15 protein-coding genes are annotated in these 12988 nt (G+C 33.3%); 7 read left to right on the plus strand and 8 right to left on the minus strand.

Going from position 1 to position 12988, the window contains the following annotated elements:
- Positions 1 to 154: 154 nt before the first annotated feature.
- From Q0921_RS14645 to Q0921_RS14675, 7 genes are all read right to left on the minus strand, one after another.
- Positions 155 to 1054: a hypothetical protein gene (locus tag Q0921_RS14645; RefSeq protein WP_299258075.1), complete on the minus strand. Its 900-nt coding sequence runs from the start codon at positions 1052 to 1054 to the stop codon at positions 155 to 157.
- A 125-nt stretch (positions 1055 to 1179) separates the two neighbouring features.
- Positions 1180 to 1569, minus strand: a complete 390-nt coding sequence (locus Q0921_RS14650; protein ID WP_299258077.1) for a hypothetical protein — start codon at positions 1567 to 1569, stop codon at positions 1180 to 1182.
- Positions 1570 to 1574: 5 nt separating this feature from the next.
- Complete coding sequence (locus Q0921_RS14655) at positions 1575 to 1913, minus strand: hypothetical protein (protein WP_299258079.1); 339 nt, start codon at positions 1911 to 1913, stop codon at positions 1575 to 1577.
- Between the two features lie 581 nt (positions 1914 to 2494).
- Positions 2495 to 3898: a TolC family protein gene (locus Q0921_RS14660; protein ID WP_299258081.1), complete on the minus strand. Its 1404-nt coding sequence runs from the start codon at positions 3896 to 3898 to the stop codon at positions 2495 to 2497.
- A 3-nt stretch (positions 3899 to 3901) separates the two neighbouring features.
- The gene (locus Q0921_RS14665) at positions 3902 to 5257 is read right to left on the minus strand and encodes an HlyD family secretion protein (protein WP_299258083.1); all 1356 of its coding nucleotides are present in this window, start codon (positions 5255 to 5257) and stop codon (positions 3902 to 3904) included.
- 5 nt (positions 5258 to 5262) lie between these two features.
- Positions 5263 to 6930 (minus strand): peptidase domain-containing ABC transporter, encoded by a 1668-nt coding sequence (locus tag Q0921_RS14670; protein WP_299258084.1) that lies wholly within the window; start codon positions 6928 to 6930, stop codon positions 5263 to 5265.
- Positions 6923 to 7609: a TetR/AcrR family transcriptional regulator gene (locus tag Q0921_RS14675; protein WP_299258085.1), complete on the minus strand. Its 687-nt coding sequence runs from the start codon at positions 7607 to 7609 to the stop codon at positions 6923 to 6925. The genes Q0921_RS14670 and Q0921_RS14675 overlap by 8 nt, the downstream gene beginning before the upstream one ends.
- Positions 7610 to 7753: 144 nt before the next feature.
- Here Q0921_RS14675 and Q0921_RS14680 point away from each other — a divergent pair, with 144 nt between their 5' ends.
- Positions 7754 to 8107: a hypothetical protein gene (locus Q0921_RS14680; protein ID WP_299258087.1), complete on the plus strand. Its 354-nt coding sequence runs from the start codon at positions 7754 to 7756 to the stop codon at positions 8105 to 8107.
- Between the two features lie 25 nt (positions 8108 to 8132).
- Here the strand turns inward: Q0921_RS14680 and Q0921_RS14685 are convergent, their stop codons facing one another.
- Positions 8133 to 8501, minus strand: coding sequence for a hypothetical protein (locus Q0921_RS14685; RefSeq protein ID WP_299258088.1), 369 nt, complete (start codon positions 8499 to 8501; stop codon positions 8133 to 8135).
- A gap of 111 nt (positions 8502 to 8612) precedes the next feature.
- On the opposite strand from Q0921_RS14685, the gene Q0921_RS14690 reads away from it, so the two are divergent.
- The 6 genes from Q0921_RS14690 (at position 8613) to Q0921_RS14715 (ending at position 12853) form a co-directional block, all read left to right on the plus strand.
- Positions 8613 to 8879 (plus strand): recombinase family protein, encoded by a 267-nt coding sequence (locus Q0921_RS14690; protein WP_299258090.1) that lies wholly within the window; start codon positions 8613 to 8615, stop codon positions 8877 to 8879.
- Between the two features lie 71 nt (positions 8880 to 8950).
- A complete protein-coding gene (locus tag Q0921_RS14695) occupies positions 8951 to 9337 on the plus strand; it encodes a group III truncated hemoglobin (RefSeq protein ID WP_299258092.1) in 387 nt (128 codons plus the stop codon).
- 120 nt (positions 9338 to 9457) lie between these two features.
- On the plus strand, positions 9458 to 10516 hold the full coding sequence (locus Q0921_RS14700; protein WP_299258094.1) for a 3-oxoacyl-ACP synthase III family protein: 1059 nt from the start codon (positions 9458 to 9460) through the stop codon (positions 10514 to 10516).
- 125 nt (positions 10517 to 10641) lie between these two features.
- Complete coding sequence (locus tag Q0921_RS14705) at positions 10642 to 11358, plus strand: hypothetical protein (protein ID WP_299258096.1); 717 nt, start codon at positions 10642 to 10644, stop codon at positions 11356 to 11358.
- A gap of 96 nt (positions 11359 to 11454) precedes the next feature.
- Positions 11455 to 11976 carry a methyltransferase gene (locus Q0921_RS14710; RefSeq protein WP_299258098.1) on the plus strand — a complete coding sequence of 174 codons (522 nt, stop codon included), beginning with the start codon at positions 11455 to 11457 and terminating at the stop codon, positions 11974 to 11976.
- A 22-nt stretch (positions 11977 to 11998) separates the two neighbouring features.
- Positions 11999 to 12853 carry a glycosyltransferase family 2 protein gene (locus Q0921_RS14715; RefSeq protein ID WP_299258100.1) on the plus strand — a complete coding sequence of 285 codons (855 nt, stop codon included), beginning with the start codon at positions 11999 to 12001 and terminating at the stop codon, positions 12851 to 12853.
- Positions 12854 to 12988 lie beyond the last annotated feature (135 nt).

Here is a 12988-nt window from a genome sequence, read left to right on the forward strand (position 1 = left end):
GGTTGACATATCGGGGAAAATTCTCTTGTTACAAATGTATTTTATTTTTGCAAAGTACTGCTTCCTCTACACGAAAAAAACAGGTAATAGTACCTGTTTTTTTTGTTTCCCCCAACTACTTAAATAAGGTGAGCATTTACTGCTATATCAATTTTCACACGATTTTTAATGATAGTAATGTATCTCTTTTCTGAGAATGAATTTGTTCAATTGCATTATCTAGATCTTTGAGTATTACAATATATTCATTGACCATTTTTCCTAATTGAGATTCTAATTTTTGAACCTCTGCGGTCGCATTATTTTCTTTCAGTGTTTTAATAGATGATTTTGTTTTAGCAATGGCTTCATCATACTTCGTAGCAATATCTTCTCTCTTTTTTATTATCTCTTCTAGCATTTCAGAGAATAATGCTTCGATTTCAGTAGACAGATTTTTTTGTATTTCAATTTTAAGATCAGCTTCTGCTTTCGTAATCTCTGAAGTCATTTCATTAGAAACTTCCTGTACATCTCTTTCTTGGTTCTGCAACTCACCACTAAGACGCTTCAAATAAAACTGTGGAAGATCTAGTTTGATTTCTGTTGTTTCCATCCTTACCTCAGGGAGGTGTAACTTCACCTCTACTCGTTTAGAATGAATCTGAGGAATATCTGTTTTGATTTCTATAGTATGCATATATACCTCTGGTATTTTGGTCTTTAACAAACAACCGCCACCTATTGGATTTTTAGCCACACACCTCATCTTCATTCGAGTTCTCGGAACATCAAACTTTATAGATTCTAATTTCATTTTAACCTCTGGAATATCAAATTTTATAGACTCCAGCTTCATACTGAATTGTGGTACATCAAATTTTATAGAGGTTGTTTTCCATTTAACATCAAAAATAACATCTAAGCTTGCTTCTAAACCTGATGGATCCGGAGTTTCATCACTAATTTGATTTATTTTTTTAGTTCCTCTCTTTTTAATTTCGTTAATTCGACTTTCAAATTTTTCTCTGATGACGCGAATCATCTTTTCGATTTTTTCATTCTGTTGACTCATACTTTATTTATTTTAATTACTATTATTTTTAGACAGAACATATCACAACCCATCCTATAATAATTAAGAAATTCATTGATGTGTTACTCCTGTTTATGATAAGTTTTTAAGTATTATCTGAAGTGTTATTGCTCTATAAGCAACGGTGCACTTACATTAGGCTGAAGGTTTTGTATTTTATACATTTTGCCTTCTATGTTAATCGTAGTGTTGTAGGGTATAGCTGCCTGCATATCGGAAGTCACCATAAAAGTAATCGAAGATTCATTTCGTATATTCTCTCTACAATGGTCTAATGCAGCATTTATTTTTCCGAGATCTTCTAATGCATTTGTTTTTAGATACTCTAAATTTATTTCTCTATAAGCAAACAGGTACACAACAGCTTCCTTAAAATTATCATTCTCATAAAATTCTTTTCCTATAACATATAGGTCTTTTCGTTCTATTTGTGCAGATGTCGATACTGATAATAGGGTAAGGAATACTGCTAGAGTTATAGTCTTTGTTTTCATATCTATTAATCTAATGGTGGTTTATTGACTTCTTTTTGTGGTTTGTTTAACTGTGTATCAGTTTGCAAGACAGCACTATTACCAGAGATTTCATTTTTTCCTTTAAATCCACTCATTATGGTCGCACAAATAATCACTGCTCCCATCACAGCAAAAAAGGTTCCTGGAGCCCCATTCTTTAGCACCAATCTAGTATCACTAAACTTGGCTTGTAAATCTCCTGACTGTCCCCATATCCCTTTAGAAAACAATCTGTATCCAAGATAAACAGCAAGTCCTCCTACTGCTAGACATACCAGTTTATATGTCAATGCAGAAAAAATTAGGTAATTATTCGTATCCATAGTATTGAATTAATTTCTGATGTAAAACTACCCTGCAAATTATATGATCTCAATACCCAATACCCGGTATTTTAGGCATTAACCCCTTAGTGACATACCCTTTAGCCATCGAGAAGGTAGTTCGAAGCATTGATTTAATAGGTAGAAGGAGTTTGGTAAAGTCTCTAAGGCCAAAAATGAAGACACTATGGCCAGAAATTAGGGCTGGGAGCCCATTATAGAAGGTAATTACCCCTAATTTTAGGGGTTAGAGGTCATAAAGTGACCCTGCGAAGGATTGTTTTAATACTAACCAGGAGTTCTCTAAAAGCTAGAAGGCTTATGCGGGTGAGAGAAACCCTTCGAGCTCGACCGTTTATATGCCTGCCCAGAGCCTGGAGCGTTCACACCGAGCGAAACCGAAATGTAGTCGAAGGGCTTATATCAGTTATCATTTGAATTTACCGGTATTATCTTTTTTTGTCATTCCAGCGGAGGCCGGAATTCACTATAAACATGTTACCATTATTCTGGATACTGCTATACAGCAGAATGACAGCTTGATGATTTTTTATTACAAAAAAGAAGAAATATAAATAAGATTACAGATTCTCTGGATTGACGGCTAGGTTCTTAAATAACTTTGCTTTCGTACCAAAATACTTATTCTGCAATTTATTACTTTTTAACTCTGCATCAATCAATTTACTTTCTCGTGAATTGATCAAAAACAATGAACTCTCACCAAAACTAAATTTACGCTCCTCTGCTTGTAATAAAGTGGTATAATCATTTACAATATTGGCGATTAAATTATTTTGAGTTTTAAAGGATTCTAACTCGTTATAAATGGCATTTACTTTATTTTCTATTTGCAATTGTACACTGGCCAATTCATACTGCCCATCCTGGATCTTATATTTAGCTAGTTTTACCGCACCACGCTCTTTTCGCAAAAATAATGGAAACTGAAAGCTAACTCCTCCTTTATAATCTGCCGTATTAAAGGAATTACCTATTTCTGGTGAAGCTGTTAGGAAATTGTACTCCAGATTAATTTTAGGCAGCAACTTATTGGCTTTGAGTCTACGATCTATCTCTAGTCCTTCTATTTTATAGTTAAGTGATCTTAGTTTAGGATGGTTTACCAAGTCTACTTCTGTAAACAAGGCTTGCTGTATTTGTAATGTCTGATCAATAACTGCATCTACCTCATTATCTGGAATCACATTAGGCTGTAACTCTACAGGAATATTGTTACCAATCCACAGATAATTAGAAAGATCTAAGCTGGCTTTCATCAATTTTACCTTTGCCTGTTCTAAGCTTAACTGACGATTCTGTACCGTAATTTTTGCCTCGACCGTATCAATAATCGCTTTATCTCCTGCTAAGGCACTCTTCTTTACACCTTGGAAACGTGCTCTAGCATTGGTTAGAAAATTCTGATAGATTTCTTTTTCATTAAATGCTTCTAACCAATCAAAATAGGCTAATGATGCATCGTATAAAATCTCATTGACCAGAAGATCCCGATCTGCTTTGGTTTGTTCCCTAAATAATCGTGCCTTTTTTAGTGATGCCATACGATCATTGATCAATAATCCCTGTGCAATAGGTACCGATATTCCTGCACTATACAGTCCTTCATCAGGCACTGTTCTTTCTTCATTAAGAAAAACCCCTTCATTCTGTTCGAAATTAGCTTTCAGCTCGATTCCATACCAGGTTGGCACCTTGAAAGTAGCATTCAGCAAATCATAATATTCTAACCCTTTGAATTTTTTTCGATCATAATCCACTTCTATTTTAGGATCAAAACCACCTCTGGATTTTAATAGATTTGCTTCTCCTACACTTATATTTAACTCCGCTTGTTTAGCTACCGGATGATGTTTCTTTACAAAACCCAGATATTCTTCAAAATTAAGCGTAATGGTATCTTCTTCCTGTGCACATAGCACCGTGGTCAAAAAAAGAAAACTGTACAACACGTATTTGTTCATAGGTTATTTTTTCTTTTTGGCAGTTGCTGTTTTACCTTCAGGTTGATAATAATTAGGTGGAAAACCATTTAATTGGCGCCATAATTCGAACCAGATCGGCACATCCTCCAGTAATGCAATCGTATACGCTCCTGATCCTACACGTACACCGTCTGGCCATTCGTGGTCATTAGGATCTGGTGATATTAGCACTCTATATTTTCCGTTAGCACTTATAAATGTTTCTACGGCAACTACTTTTCCTCCATAGGTTCCGTAGGATACATTAGGCCAACCACTAAATATGATTGCCGGCCAACCATCAAACTGTACTCTTATTTCTTCGCCAATATGTACCAAAGGCAGATCTATAGGCCTTACAAAGGTTTCTACTGCCATGTCATATTCTGATGGCATAATCCCTACTAACTGATCTCCTTCTTTAAAGGTTTCTCCAATACCAGATTGGATCGCTTTATTAATGTATCCATTTTGTGGTGCTTTTATGAAGTATAAATCATTACGCATCTCATAATTGGTATATTCGTTCTCTAACTTGGTTACTTGTGCCTCCGCATCAAACTGACCCGATTGCGCAGTAAAACGATCACTTTGAGATTTTGATATTTTCTCTGCATACTCTGCCTGGATACGGTTCATCTCTATCTGTGCATTGATCACATTATTCTCACTGGCCAATAATTTATTCTCTTGCGAAATTAATTTAGCTTGTGTTTCTTGTAGTTTTAATCGTTTTGTCTCTACATCTGTAAGCGATTTCAGTCCTTCTTGTTCTAGTTGTTCAGTACGCTTGAACTGTCGTTCTGCAATACTAATATTAGTTTTTGCAGCTTCCAGATCAATACTATCACTTTTCACTTTTAATCGAGATTGTAGTAACTTATTATTCGCTTGTTGTAATTTTAGCACACGTTCTCGCACTAGTGCGTCTGCTTGGTTACCTAATGCTTTGACCTTTTCGCCATACGAAGTAACCGACATAGATTTTGCTTTGATCTGCTGTCCTGTTCTCGATACTAGATTAGGGTCAAAATATTCGTTTTTAACCTCAGAGATTCGTAGGATCGTATCCCCTTTTTTAACGTAATCTCCTTCTCGCACATACCACTCCTCTATTCTACCCGGTATTGGAGATTGAATTGTCTGCGGTCGTTGACCTGGAGTTAAGGTAGTTACAAACCCATTACCCGTAATGTTTTGAGTCCAAGGAAAAAACAATATGATAAAAACGATAATGGTAAATGTTAATAAAAATCGATTAAAATATTTATAATGTTCCTTACCAAAGACCCTCTGTGATGCTTTATATCCTAAAATATCCACAGTTTTGTTTAGCTTGTTATTTGAAATATTTAGCATACCTTTTATTTTTCGCTTACTATTTTTCCGTTATCCATTGTAATAATTCTACTACAGCGTGATGACCATTTATTATTCTCACTAACTACAACTAATGCCCAAGGATTTTCTGGATCTGCAAGAAAATCCATAATCCTTGTAGCTTCTGCTCCATTAAATTGATCTAATGGGTCTTTAAGAATCAGTAATTTTGGTTTTCTCACAATACCTCGAGCTAATACAATCTTTTTACCAATTGTATATGGTATTTGTCTTCCTTCTGGATATAACATGGTTTGTAATCCTTTTGGTTGTTCTTTTACAAATTGAAGTAGCCCTACTTTCTCTAATGCCCAATACACCTGTTCACTGGTAATATTGCTATCGCCAAAAGTTATATTCTCCAAAATAGTTCCTTCAAAAGGAGATTCTTCTGTAAGCGACTGTCCTAAATACCCTCTATAGTAATTAAGGTTTACTCCTTTTAGTGAAACATTATTGATATAAATACTACCACTGTCTGGTTCTAGTAACCCTGCCATCAATCGTAAAAGAGTTGTCTTACCAGAGCCATTAGATCCTTGTATTAATATGGTACAAGTCTCTGATATCGTTAAAGAAATATTATCTATGATTTTTTTGTCTCTATCTGGAACTGAATAAGAAACCTGATCTAGTTCTATTACAAATCCTTCATCTTCTTTAAAGGGTTTTTCTCCTTCCTGAGGTTCTAATTCTTTATCGACAACTTGCCCTATTTTTTCTAAAGAAGTTAGTACATCATAAAATGATTCGAGCCCTACAATCAATTTTTCTACAGAACTAATCACTAGTAAAATAATAATCTCTGCTGCTACAAACTGACCTATATTCATCTGTTGATTTAAAACCAGTACTCCACCTATTAATAAAAGTCCCGCTGTTACCAGCACCTTAAAACCAATCATCTGAATAAATTGTATCACCAATATTCTAAAATGACTCTCTCTAGAATCCAGATAATCGGCTACCAAAGCATCATTCTTATTTAACGCCAGACTCGTTCTACCAGACAACTTAAAACTTACAATAGATCGTGCTACCTCCTGAATCCAATGCGCTACTTTATATTTACTTTTGGATTCACTTAGACTTGTCTCCAATCCTTTGGTTGCTGTGTATTTAAATACGATATAGATTAATACCAATAACAACAAACCATAAATAATAAAGAATGGATGATAAAAAGATAAAAGTAAGAGTCCAAAAATGATTTGTACTAAAGCGGTAGGGAAATCCACTAATATTTTAGATAATCCCTTTTGAATTGTTAGCGTATCAAAAAAACGATTTGCCAGTTCTGGTGGATAATAATTACGTAATTCACTCATCTTGATTTTAGGAAATCGATACGTAAACTCAAAAGAAGCTCTGGTAAAGATCTTCTGCTGTACATTTTCAATAATTCTAATTTGCATAAACTGAAGTATCCCAACAAATAAGACACCTGCGGTAACTAAAATTACCAGAATTATCCAAGATGTACTCACCTGAGCTCCTTGCAATAAATTGATAATCGCTTGTATCCCTAAAGGAAGCGATAAACTTACCAATCCCGCAAAAATTGCATAATAAAATATTTGGAGGATATCTCTTTTATCAAGTTTTAAGAGTCCCATCAGACGCTGCCAAGCAGTCAATATGTTTTTAGCCATTCTTTTGGTTATTTAAAGAATTAAATACTAGGTTAATAAAGTATGTAGTGGGTGTGATCTTCTCATCACAATCGGTTAATGAAGAAAAATGATCCTTTAGAAAATGCTGATGCAAAGATCCTTCGGTCACTGTACTTGCCAAACTGGTGGGATATTTATAATGATTATCAACTTCCATAATCATATCCTTTATCCGATTTACCAGCCTTTTATATATAGAAAAATATCCTTCTTTGTTTTCATTATCGACCTCTTTAGTCAAATATGATTTAGAATATTCATTAATAACAATTTTGTTTAGTAACACCTCATTAATATGAGAAAAAGAAGAATCTTCTTTTGTTGCACGTGTAATAATTTCTATCGCTTTATTTAGTTTTTCTTTCGCATCAGAAATACTATTAGTTGTAAATACCAATTGGTATTCTAACCATCCCCAATACCAAGAAGTAAGGTATAAAAGTAATTTATGTTTATTTTCGAAATATCTATAAATCGAACTTTCATTAGATCCAATTTTTTCGCCCAGTTTTTTAAAAGTGAAACTATCAAAGCCTATCTCATCAATTAATAGGATACTAAACTCTATAATTTTTTTTCCTAAAGTCGAGGATTCCGGATCCTTCAGATATATATTATTGTTGATATTAACTTTTAAGTCTTGAAGTATAAATTTCATTATTAAAACTATTTTGTTCAAAAGTAATAGTATTACTATCAATATTTAATACATTAACTATTATTTAACCAAATTTTGTGTTTTGTAGTTAATCAAATATTGGTAAATTTAGGACACACATCATTCCATAAAAATTACACATCTATGAAAAATCTAGTATTTATAGCATTTTTATCGATCGTTACGATGAATGCTCAAGATTCGAAAGTTTTATCCTCAGAGACTATATCCATTGGCGATATTATTACCTTAGGAGCTCCATCAGCGCAGACGTATCAATACATCCTGTTCCCTCGTTTAAATTTTATCATCAAAAAGGGAGGAACCACTAATTTCAGAAAATTAGAAGGAGTTCAAGTAGTTGTTACCAATAAAGAAGAAATAGAAGGAAAAACGCATATTACCATTAAAAGAAAAGATGGAAAGAAGTTTCTGAACAGTATCGTTGTGGTAAAAGTAATTCTTAAGGCTGCCGCAGAAGCAAAAGAAATATTGTGATTTTTGTATAAAATAGGGGAGATTCTCAATCTATGTCGAGCTCCTCTTTCTTTTTTATTTCTGCAAGTTTATCCCTAATATCCTGATCATCTAGATATCTTAGTAAAGCTTGTTTGAAGTAATCTTTATCGCCATAAATGACCTGAGATTCTTCGACAAGATGACCTTCCTTAAGCATATTTCCCTCTCCGGTAACCAACCAGGTAGGATTAATATCTGTATACAATTGTATAACCTTTTCTATAAAGTCTCCTCCAATATTACTATTGGCTGATTGTAATCTATGTAAATACCCAGCACTCGCACCAATGGAGAGACTAAAACTTCTAAGACTAATTCCTAAATGGGCCGAAAATACAATAACTCTATCTAAAATTTTATCTTTTTTATCCAAAATATTGACTATTATTTGTGTATATCTAATATTTTATATAATATTGCATAACAAAACGATAACACTACATTCACAAAGATACTTATACCAACAATATTAGCCAACTTATTTATGATCACACCTGAAGAACGTACCGCGATCTTAAAGGTCATAGGAAGTAAGCATGTAAAGAAAATACAAGCCTACTTAAACCAGAACAAGATTTTAAGCCCTAGTAAAAAATCATATTCCAAAACGAGTATCTCCTATATTCTATCAGGAGAAAGAGAAAATGAGGTCGTGGAAAATGCAATTTTTGCCTATGCCCATCAAAAAATGATCGAAAAAGAAAAACAACAAGAATTGCGAGATCTTATTGTCTCTAAACAAAAATTATAACCCAAAACCAAAGTACTTGCCCGAATACCTTGTAATTTTGCATTTATACATTAATGTAAATCAAGGTATTTTTGGACAAGGATAATTTAAAAGACATAACCAACCGTGAGGATATTGAATATTTAATATGGGCGTTTTATAAAAAGGCATTGAAAAACCCTACTATTGGCTTGTTCTTTACAGAAATAGCCCAAATTAACCTGAAAGATCACATCCCGCATATAACTGATTTCTGGGAACAACAACTATTTTATACGGGCAACTACAAAAAGAATGTATTGCAGATTCACCAAAATCTGCATCAAAAAAAGATACTAGAAAAAATCCATTTTGATACCTGGTTAGCATTATTTACCACAACGGTGGACAACAACTTTAGTGGAATCAAGGCAGAATTAATGAAAACCCGAGCCTTATCAATCGCTACCGTAATACAACTAAAAACTCAAAAAAAATGATCCTCCCTTATTACTTCTTACAATAGCTACAAAAACTTAGCCGTCGTAAAATTTATTATGCAAGCATAATAAAGTGGTTTTTAATAACTACCTTCCCTACTGCAAAAAAGAAAAGGGAAAATGAATATCAAAATAACCGGTACAGGAAGCTATATTCCTACAGAAATTATACGAAATGAAGATTTTGAAAACCATCAATTCCTTAACACTGATGGTAGTCAAATCAGACATCCTTCTTCCGTTGTTATAGATAAATTCCAAAAAATTACAGGTATTGAAGAGCGTAGATATGCTTCTTCTACATTAAACACCTCGGATATTGCTTTTCTTTCTGCCCAAAAAGCCATTGCTGACTCTGGTATAGACCCAGAAACCTTAGATTATATTATTGTTGCTCACAACTTCGGAGACGTTACTAAAAATTCATCACAAGCTGATACCGTGCCTAGTCTGGCTACTAGAGTAAAACATCTTTTAAAAATAAAGAATCCATATTGTGTAGCTTATGATGTACTGTTCGGGTGTCCCGGTTGGATAGAAGGAATTATACAGGCAGTTTCTTTTATAAAAAGTGGTATGGCAAAAAAGTGTCTGATAATCGGTGCAGAAACTTTATCTCGTGTCATTGATAAACACGACCGAGATTCCATGATTTACTCTGATGGATCTGGAGCCTCTATTATAGAAATCACAGAAAATACTGGAGGAATTATATCTTCTGCAAGTGCATCTTACACCTATGAAGAGGCTAATTTTTTATACTTCGGAAACACCTATGATACTACATCAAACGATACGACTAAATATATCAAAATGTATGGCCGTAAAATATATGAATTTGCTTTAACCAACGTTCCCAAGGCAATGAAAAGATGTCTGGATCAAGCTAACGTTGACATTTCTGAGGTTAAAAAAATTCTCATCCATCAAGCAAATGAAAAAATGGACGAAGCCATCGTAAAACGATTTTATGAACTCTATGATCGGGAAGCTCCTGATGGTATAATGCCTATGAGCATACAAAAACTTGGAAACAGTAGCGTAGCCACCATTCCTACACTTTTTGATTTAATTCTAAAAGGAAAAATAACGAATCAATCTATTCATCCAGGGGATATATTATTATTTGCCAGTGTCGGTGCCGGTATGAATATCAATGCTTTTCTGTATCAATTCTAAACCAACGTATCCGCTGTACAACTCTAACATTATCAATTTATTTCATTAAAAACAGTGCTGTTCTAAATAACAAATGGAAATCTTATATTTGCAAAATAAATTAAACCCCTAAATTTAAACAAATTATGAAAAGAGAAAATTACTTAGCCCTAAGCATTATCTTTTTTTTAGCTACCACTTTATCTGTTCAAGCACAAAATTTTCTTCCTGGATTTAACGGATTTTCTAAAAAGAAAACCACATATGTTCATCTAGAAGATGGAACAACAACTGAAGGAAACCTAAAAGGATTTAACTACAAAAAAGGTCTTATAAAAGCTATTTACATTAAGGATGCAAGTGAAAACAAGGTGAAAATTGAACCAAAAGACATTGTGTTTATGTATTTACCACCAAGTAAACTTGCCAAACTTAATAATTTTGGAAAATTTATCACCGATGCTCAGCAATGGAAAAACAAAGACCTAGATCAGAATTTGTTTAAAGAAGGATATACTTTTTTCGAAAAATCTGAAGTTCAAATTAAGAAAAAGACACAAACCTTAATGGTACAATTGGTTAATCCTGATTTTAGTAATAAAATTAAGGTTTATCAAGATCCATTTGCAGGAGAAACCGCTAGTATTGGTATTGGTCCTCTTAAAGCTGGTGGTATTGCTAAATCTTACTATGTAAAAAAGGATGGAGAAAAAGTTGCAATTCGTCTTAAGAAAAAAAATTATGAAGAAGAATTTAAAGAATTCTTTGGAGATTGTCCTGCTATGATTGAAAAATACAGCGATGGAATCAAATGGTCAGAATTTGCTAAACACATATATGAATATACAAACGAATGCAATTAGACTTCTAAAAAAATAAGTAAAAAAGGATACTATATTTATGGTATCCTTTTTTGTTAAACGTAATTTTGTTTTTAATTAAGAAAAGTTAGAACTAATATGTACGAAGGAACGTTTCCTCACAAACGATATAAAGAAACATTAGAATTCTTAAGAGCGCACATTTCGGCTCCGGCAACTATACTAGATCTTGGTGTCCATAACCCTTTTGTGGAGTTTATGGAGAAAGAAGGATATACAGTAAGTAATACATCTGGAGAAGATCTTGATGTAGAAACTGAAGCTGTAAAAATAAGCAACGCGGAAGTTATAACAGCTTTCGAAATTTTCGAACATTTAATTGCTCCTTTTAATGTATTATCTGATATTAAAGCAAACAAAATAGTAGCCTCTATTCCTTTAAAACTATGGTTTTCTCCAGCGTACAGGAGTAAAACAGATCCTTGGGATCGTCACTATCACGAGTTCGAAGATTGGCAATTTGATTGGTTATTAGAAAAAGCTGGTTGGGAAATAAAAGCCAGAAAGAAATGGACACATCCTATTAGAAAGATCGGTTTCAGACCTTTGCTTAGGTATTTTACTCCACGATATTATATCGTATACGCAGAAAGAAAATAGTTTAGATTAAAATACTACTATCTTGAACATTTATATTGTCATACCAGCACATAACGAAGAACTATTGATTGCTAAAACTTTAGACTCAATAGTTACTCAGACAATACTTCCTAAAAAAATAGTAGTAGTTAATGACAACTCTACCGATGGTACAGCGGCTATGGTTAATGAATTCATTAGCAAACATGATTATATTTCTTTAGTAAATACAAGTTCTTCTGAAGATCATATGCCAGGTAGCAAAGTTATCAATGCATTCTATCAAGGGTATAAAACACTAGACGATACATATGATGTAATCTGCAAGTTTGATGCGGATCTTATTTTTCCAAAAAACTATCTGGAGACATTAATAAAACATTTCGAAAAAAATCAAAAAACTGGAATGGTTGGTGGTTTCTGTTATATCCAAAAAGGCAATAATTGGATCCTAGAAAACCTAACAAATAAAGATCATATTCGAGGGGCATTAAAAGCTTATAGGAAATCTTGTTTTCAGAAGATCGGAGGGCTTAAACCTGCAATGGGCTGGGATACAGTAGATGAACTATTAGCACAATACCATCATTGGGAAATCAAAACTGATGAATCGTTAAAGGTAAAACACCTAAAACCAACAGGAAATACCTATAACCCAAAAGCAAAATATAAGCAAGGTGAGGCTTTTTATAAAATGCGATATGGTTTCATTATCACTTTGATCGCATCTACAAAATTAGCTTTACTAAAAAAACAACCTAGACTAATTAATGATTACATAACTGGTTTTTTTAAAGCTAAAAGAACACAACAACCTTTCTTAGTTACCGAACCTGAAGGACGTTTTATCCGTAAACTTAGATGGGGAAAAATCTTCGAAAAGTTATTTAAATCCTAAAATGACTTTCTTCTTAGCAAAATACCCTTTTCTTTTTATAAATTTAAAGAATACAAAAATTTAAAAAACTAAAATATGTTACACAAAATTTTAAATTTAGAGGGGATTGAGATTCTCAAGAAAGAAAAGCAAAGA

Source organism: uncultured Aquimarina sp. (genome assembly GCF_947496855.1).
Classification (GTDB): Bacteria; Bacteroidota; Bacteroidia; order Flavobacteriales; family Flavobacteriaceae; genus Aquimarina.

What these genes read in the sequence shown, in the direction of transcription:
- Q0921_RS14655 (WP_299258079.1), bottom strand. Translation starts at nt 1,913, where the DNA reads ATGGATACGAATAATTACCTAATTTTTTCTGCATTGACATATAAACTG.
- Q0921_RS14665 (WP_299258083.1), bottom strand. Translation starts at nt 5,257, where the DNA reads ATGCTAAATATTTCAAATAACAAGCTAAACAAAACTGTGGATATTTTA.
- Q0921_RS14645 (WP_299258075.1), bottom strand. Translation starts at nt 1,054, where the DNA reads ATGAGTCAACAGAATGAAAAAATCGAAAAGATGATTCGCGTCATCAGA.
- Q0921_RS14650 (WP_299258077.1), bottom strand. Translation starts at nt 1,569, where the DNA reads ATGAAAACAAAGACTATAACTCTAGCAGTATTCCTTACCCTATTATCA.
- Q0921_RS14660 (WP_299258081.1), bottom strand. Translation starts at nt 3,898, where the DNA reads ATGAACAAATACGTGTTGTACAGTTTTCTTTTTTTGACCACGGTGCTA.
- Q0921_RS14690 (WP_299258090.1), top strand. Translation starts at nt 8,613, where the DNA reads ATGATCACACCTGAAGAACGTACCGCGATCTTAAAGGTCATAGGAAGT.
- Q0921_RS14670 (WP_299258084.1), bottom strand. Translation starts at nt 6,930, where the DNA reads ATGGCTAAAAACATATTGACTGCTTGGCAGCGTCTGATGGGACTCTTA.
- Q0921_RS14680 (WP_299258087.1), top strand. Translation starts at nt 7,754, where the DNA reads ATGAAAAATCTAGTATTTATAGCATTTTTATCGATCGTTACGATGAAT.
- Q0921_RS14705 (WP_299258096.1), top strand. Translation starts at nt 10,642, where the DNA reads ATGAAAAGAGAAAATTACTTAGCCCTAAGCATTATCTTTTTTTTAGCT.
- Q0921_RS14675 (WP_299258085.1), bottom strand. Translation starts at nt 7,609, where the DNA reads ATGAAATTTATACTTCAAGACTTAAAAGTTAATATCAACAATAATATA.
- Q0921_RS14710 (WP_299258098.1), top strand. Translation starts at nt 11,455, where the DNA reads ATGTACGAAGGAACGTTTCCTCACAAACGATATAAAGAAACATTAGAA.
- Q0921_RS14700 (WP_299258094.1), top strand. Translation starts at nt 9,458, where the DNA reads ATGAATATCAAAATAACCGGTACAGGAAGCTATATTCCTACAGAAATT.